Origin of the sequence: Nisaea nitritireducens, assembly GCF_014904795.1 — a bacterium.
Classification (GTDB): domain Bacteria; phylum Pseudomonadota; class Alphaproteobacteria; order Thalassobaculales; family Thalassobaculaceae; genus Nisaea; species Nisaea nitritireducens.
This window is the reverse complement of the sequence record NZ_JACZFS010000022.1, coordinates 1-4,640: the sequence shown is the minus strand read 5'-3', so window position 1 is coordinate 4,640 and position 4,640 is coordinate 1. Positions and strand designations below refer to the sequence as shown.

The window sequence follows — 4,640 nt, the reverse complement described above, 5'->3', positions numbered from 1 at the left end:
CAATGGCGAAATCGATGGCCTGATAGTAGCAAAGTTCGAAATGCAGGAACTTGAAGTCTGCGATGCAGCCCCAGTTCCGGCCATAGAGCGTGTCGTCGCCGATCAGGTTGAGAGCGCCAGCTACCGGCGTGCCGTCCATTTCCGCGATCACGAGCAGCACCCGGTCCGCCATGCGCTCACCGAGCAGATCGAAGAAAGAGCGCGTCAGATAGGCCGATCCCCACTTCCGGTCGCTGGTGTCCGTATAGAAGCGGTAAAAGGCGTCCCAATGCCGGGGTTCGATATCGGCACCGGTCAGTTTGCGGATGGTCAGGCCGGCCTCTGCCGCCGCCTTGCGTTCCTTGCGGATCGCCTTGCGCTTGCGGGACGACAAGGCGTCGAGGAAGTCACCGAAATTCTCGTAGCCGTCGTTGTGCCAATGAAATTGCAGGCCGACCCGCTTCAGAAAACCGGCCTCACCAAGTGCGTTCCATTGCGCTTCCGGCAGGAAATTCACATGCAGGGATGAAACCTCGAACCGCTTGGTTATCTCGATCAGGCCGCCGATCAGGATGTTGCCGACCGCTTCTGCATCCACGTCCGGATGGCAGAGCAGGCGGGGGCCGGTTACGGGTGTGAAGGGAACCGCGGAGAGCAGTTTCGGATAATACTCGCCACCGGCGCGCTCATAAGCGTCCGCCCACCCCCAGTCGAACACATATTCGCCCTGTGAATGGCCCTTCAGGTAGAGCGGAACAATCCCGGCGATCCGGTCTTCATCATCGGCATAAACCAGATGTTGCGGTAGCCAGCCGGTCTCGGCCTTTACAGAACCGCTGTCTTCCAGTGCAGAGAGGAAGGCGTGGCTGAGAAAAGGATTGGCTGCACCGGCGCAGGCATCCCAATCGGCCGGATCTATCTCGTGAATGGAGCGGACGACCGATATGGCCGCCCGCGTTTCCGTATTATTTTCACCGTCCGGCACCGGTCTTCACCTTCCGTTGGTGTTGTTCTTGGAAGATTGTGCGCCGCAACGATCAGTCAACCGCGAACGGCTGCTCACGCGAGTTCGATGACCGCTTCGACCTCGACCGCAACACCGAGCGGCAGGGAACCGGCGCCGACGGCGAAACGGGCATGCTTGCCCTTGTCGCCAAACACTTCGACCATCAGGTCGGACGCTCCGTTGATCACCATCGGGTGCTGGGTGAAGTCGTCCGTCGCATTGACGAAACCGCCGACCTTGACCACCCGCGCGACCTTGTCGAGGTCGCCACCGCATGCTGCGCGCGCCTGGGCAATGATGTTGAGGGCACAGATCCGGGCGATCTTCTGCGCGTCTTCCGCAGTCATATCCTTGCCAACCTTGCCAACGCCTTTCAGTTCCCCATTCCAGAACGGTACCTGACCCGAGATGTACAGGGTTTTCCCGGAAATCACGTACGGCACATAGTTGGCCGCAGGGGCGGCAGCGTTGGGGAGGTCGATTCCGAGTTCGGAAAGGCGTGCATCGATTGCGCCGGCCATGGCTGACTCCTTGAGTATTCTGGAATGATCTTGCGAATTGTCCCGGAGGACCGCGCGAAGCATAGACAGTCGCGCCTGAGGCCGCTACTTTTTCAAAAAAGAGGGGTGCGTCAAAAAATGACGCACCCAGTATCGGACGATAGAGGCTTCGTCCTTAGGAGCTTCACAGGGTAATCGGGGAGCGGGGATGGGAGAGTACCGCTCCCCGGTTTTCCATCGTTTGGCTGACGATGGAACTCTGGACCGTGAGGACTGAAGCTATGCCCTCACGGGTCCGCTACCAGGGGGAGCTGCTCTATTTTCAGCTCCGAAACTCTATATATAGTAGTTTAGGGTGCGTAGAACCGCAATAAGTATTTTTGCGGGCAATTTCGTTAAGTATTTAAAATGAACCTGATTTAGTTGCCCGTTACTGAAGTAACCTTCAGCGTACTAGGGCCATTCTGGTTGAGTCTTTGACCCACTTTAAATGTCGTTTTCTGGGCGGGTACCTGCCCGGTTTTCCGAGAGTGCGGAAAACTCCCTGAAAGCGGAAACGCTGGACGTGTAATACGTGTCGCTTTTGTAGCCCGCCTCTGCGATAGCCCGCTCTACCGCGAGAATCGGATCGCCCTCGATTTTCATCAGCTCGTGTGTGCTGGCCTTGCGCCGTCTCGCCAGTTCATGCCTGACCGTTTCCGGGGGAGGTGGCGCCGATTTCAGAAAATCGAGCGACGGCTGAAAATCGCGGAGCCGTGTCATGGCAATCATCTGGTCCGATCTCGCGGCAAGGGAAATTCCGTTATCGGCGCGGTTGACGCAAATGATCGGGAAGAGGGCGGCAAGGCCGGGAAACTCGGTATTCGCATAGATATCGCAGTTCCAGTAGGACTCAGCGATCCGGGCAAAATGAAAGAAATCGGCCACCGGGAGCATGCCGGACTTCTTGAGGGGCAGGATTTCGATCTGTGGCTTCGCTGGATTGACCGTGTCGTTGGCAACGTCGACATAGAATGTGCCGAACTGCATCGCATTCTGGAAATAGCTCTCCCGCAGTACACCCCAGATCTTGCGGCCAATGCCTCCAGCGCGAATGAAGCTGAGGAGCGCCAGGGATGTGGCGCATCTGGGTTGATGAATGTCGGCGACCAGTCGGTCATAGACGGCGTCCCGGATTTCCCGGCAGCGGCCCAGCGGATAAAGTTTGCCACTGAACTCCGGAAATTGCGGCGCAAGCTCGGCGTCAACGTCCCGTCGTAGTTTTCCGAGATAGTCGAGGAGCGCTGGAGCATCGAGGTGGGCCCGGCTCAGGGAGCGCTGCTTGGCATCGGGAGCCATTGGCTGGTGAGGGAGGAGTTCCGCCGCCATTTTGCTGTGATCCGTGAATTGCCGAGGTCGGCCTTTTTTAAAAGTTTATGGCAAGGCGCGGTCGATGTGCGGAGACAGAATGGCCCGGCGGCAGAGACCGCCAACCGGGCCGTCTGCGGTCAGTTTTCGTTGAGCTTGTGGACAAAGGTATCGATCTCCTGACGGAGTGAGCGGACCTGTTCGCTGAGGTTTCCTGTCACCTCCGAGAGATCGCGCGCGGTAACATCGGAGCGCTCGCCGGCCGCACTGACCCGGCCGATATTGCTGGTCACGGTATCGGTCGCCCGGGAAACCTGCTCGACATTGTTGGAGATTTCGCGCGTGGCGGATTCCTGTTCCTCGACGGCAGCGGCAATGGCCGATGTCGTCTCGTCGATATTCTGGATCGTTCCGACGATGGCTCCGATTACGTCGGCGGCATCCTTGGTCGCCTGCTGAATTGCCGAGATTTGTCCGGCAATCTCCTGGGTCGCATTGCCGGTCTGGTTGGCCAGAGACTTCACTTCACTCGCAACCACGGCAAAGCCCTTGCCGGCTTCTCCTGCCCGGGCCGCTTCGATCGTCGCATTGAGGGCCAGGAGATTTGTCTGCTCGGCAATGTCGTTGATCAGGTTGACGACTTCCCCGATCCGTTCGGCGGAGGTCTGAAGGCTCGTTACCTTGGCATTGGCGTCTTCGGCTTCCGTCGCAGCGGAACGGGATATGGATGCGGACTGATCCGCCTGCCGTCCGATTTCTGCGATGGAATTCGTCAGCTGTTCTGTTGCGGCGGCAACGCTCTGAAGACTTTCGGACGCTTCGTGTGCGGCATGATTGGCCTCGCGGGCGCTCTCGGCGGTTTCGGTCGCATTGTGCTGCATGTCCGCCGCGGATTTCTGCGCGGAAGTCGCGGAGGTCTCGACCTCGCCGGTAACCCGGCCGATGGAGCTTTCCAGATCCCTGGTGATCTCCTGCAAGAAACGCTGCCGTTCGGCTTGGGCCTTCTCGGCATCCCGAGCCCGGTCCTCTTCAAGCGTAGAAACACGTTCGGCGTTTTCCTTGAAGACCTGGACGGCCTCGGCCATCGCTCCGATCTCGTCCCGCCGGTTGATGCCGGGGACCGAGATCGCAACGTTGTTCGCTGCGAGCTGCGACATTGCATTCCGGAGTAATTCCATCGGGCGGGTCATGCTCCGCGCAATAGCCAGTCCGGCGGCGACCATGATCAACAGAAAGACAGCGGAGAAACCGGCAGAACGCATGGCGTAATTGACCAGGGAGGCATCGATGTCATCGGTATAGATCCCGGTCCCGACAAAAATCTGCCAAGGCTCAATCATCGAGACGAAGGACAGCTTCGGCTGGGGGACTTCGGACCCGGCTTTCGGCCACATGTATTCGAAGGTTCCGCCTTTCGGGTCCTTCTTGAGAACGTCGACCATTTCCTGAATGATCTTGACGCCGTTCGGGTCGGTCACGCCGGACATGTCCTTGCCCTTGAGCGATGGTTTGCCGCCATGGGCGATATTTATGCCGTTCATGGTGTAGGCGAACAGGTACTCGGCACCCCGGAAACGCGCGGCGATGGCATTTTTCTGCCATGCCGACTGCGCGTCCTCCCGGCTCATCTCACCTTTGCCGACGCGCGCCTCGTAGGCCAGCGCTTCAGAAATGCTCAATTCCACGACGGACTGAATTTCACGGGTTCGCTCTTTGTAGAGCTGCTTGCGCTCAAGCCATACGGTTGTGGCGATCTGAGTGATCATTGCAATGGCAGCGAGCAAAATGATCAGGGCGATCTTTTGCGC

Annotated in this window: 4 protein-coding genes; all 4 read right to left on the bottom strand. The window is 58.6% G+C overall.

Going from position 1 to position 4,640, the window contains the following annotated elements:
* The coding region (locus IG629_RS08845) for a GNAT family N-acetyltransferase (RefSeq protein WP_193171598.1) at window positions 1-964 on the bottom strand (964 nt) is incomplete at its 3' end.
* Between the two features lie 74 nt (window positions 965-1,038).
* Window positions 1,039-1,506 (bottom strand): RidA family protein, encoded by a 468-nt coding sequence (locus IG629_RS08840; protein ID WP_193171597.1) that lies wholly within the window; start codon window positions 1,504-1,506, stop codon window positions 1,039-1,041.
* 465 nt (window positions 1,507-1,971) lie between these two features.
* Complete coding sequence (locus tag IG629_RS08835) at window positions 1,972-2,853, bottom strand: hypothetical protein (RefSeq protein WP_193171596.1); 882 nt, start codon at window positions 2,851-2,853, stop codon at window positions 1,972-1,974.
* Window positions 2,854-2,972: 119 nt separating this feature from the next.
* Window positions 2,973-4,640 (bottom strand): methyl-accepting chemotaxis protein (locus IG629_RS08830; RefSeq protein WP_193171595.1); only part of this gene is annotated, 1,668 nt, incomplete at its 5' end.

Coding starts and splice junctions, on each gene's coding strand:
- IG629_RS08840 (WP_193171597.1), bottom strand. CDS start 1,506: ATGGCCGGCGCAATCGATGCACGCCTTTCCGAACTCGGAATCGACCTC.
- IG629_RS08835 (WP_193171596.1), bottom strand. CDS start 2,853: ATGGCGGCGGAACTCCTCCCTCACCAGCCAATGGCTCCCGATGCCAAG.